2 protein-coding genes (1 of these 2 cut by a window edge) are annotated in these 1,130 nt (G+C 52.0%); one reads left to right on the top strand and one right to left on the bottom strand.

What is annotated here, in order from left to right; all coding sequences use genetic code 11:
- Positions 1–159, bottom strand: the start of a protein-coding gene (locus QVP03_RS08310; RefSeq protein WP_022333034.1) for a DUF6377 domain-containing protein. 1,521 nt of this gene lie to the left of the window's left edge; the window shows 159 of its 1,680 coding nt (coding positions 1–159); the start codon lies at positions 157–159; its stop codon lies off the left edge, out of view.
- A 543-nt stretch (positions 160–702) separates the two neighbouring features.
- On the opposite strand from QVP03_RS08310, the gene QVP03_RS08305 reads away from it, so the two are divergent.
- A partial coding sequence (locus QVP03_RS08305) for a glycosyltransferase family 39 protein (RefSeq protein WP_288210714.1) occupies positions 703–1,130 on the top strand: 428 nt, incomplete at its 3' end.

The raw sequence follows: 1,130 nt of genomic DNA, 5'->3' as shown, positions 1-1,130 counted from the left end.
CTCTTCCTTTTCGGCTTCGAAAATATGTTTGTTCTCGATTACGTAGTCCAGATATTCCGAGAGGGATTGCGTCTCGTCCTGCCGGCACGACGCTAATGCCAGCAAGCCGGAGAGCAGCAGGAGTAACCTTATCGGACGTATGGAATTTCGTAGTTTCATGGCCTCTTCGTATGCAGCCTTCCGTAGCAAAAACGGCAGGTTGCGGGCTGCCGTAAAAAAATGATATTTTATGCTACGAAGTTAAGGCTATTTATAGGATAAATATTGTTTCTTTTTATGTATTTATTGTCTGATATTCGTATTTTTTAGGGTGTCTTTGGCGATTGCTGCGCTTCGGGAGCCGAGGATATTCCGGAGGCTTCTTTTCTGGGACATAATGCCGGATTTGTGAATCAGGCATCTGTAATCCGTTGTGTCATTGTCTGAAACATTTTTTTATGGACTTCCAAATATGGTAACATGCCACAGGTGTTTCCCTCTTCCGCTTCCATTGCAGGCATCTGGCTGTGGGACACGGTATTGTCCGGGATTTTCCGCCGATGGGGCCGGCCCGTAACAACGATCCGATATTACGGAAACGTTTTTTACACCGGCAAAGTGTGTCCCCGCGGACTGATTTGTGCGAAAGCTGTTTCGCCCCTCCCCTCTCTTTCGGACGGGAATGGCGCAAAAACGATAAATTTTGCTACCTTTGTCGCTTGTATGAAGGCATCGCTCAAAAAGACTTATGCTTCGCTCGGCGCCGACGGCCTGGTAGCTTTGTGGCTCGGCGTGTGGTGGGTGTGCAACCTCCTGCAGGCCGGGTTTTCCGAACTGGCCAACGACGAAGCGTATTACCATATGTTCGCTGAAAACCTCGCATGGGGATATTTCGACCATCCGCCGATGACCGCCTTGCTGGTCTGGCTCGGCGAGCACCTTTTCGGGGGCGAACTGGGCGTGCGGTTTTTCTTTACGGTGCTGCAACCGCTCTACCTTTATATACTATGGCGGATAATCCGCCCCGCGGATGCCGACCGGCGCGACGCGGCGCTTTTTGTCGTCCTCTCGGCCGCGACGCTGATGTTGCAGCTCTACGGCTTCATCGCCGTGCCCGACGGCCCGCTGATGATGACCGCCGCGCTGTTCCT

Source organism: Alistipes sp. CAG:29, from assembly GCF_000435435.1.
Classification (GTDB): domain Bacteria; phylum Bacteroidota; class Bacteroidia; order Bacteroidales; family Rikenellaceae; genus Alistipes; species Alistipes onderdonkii.
The sequence above is the reverse complement of the archived record's forward strand: the minus strand, read 5'-3'. Positions and strand labels throughout refer to the sequence as shown.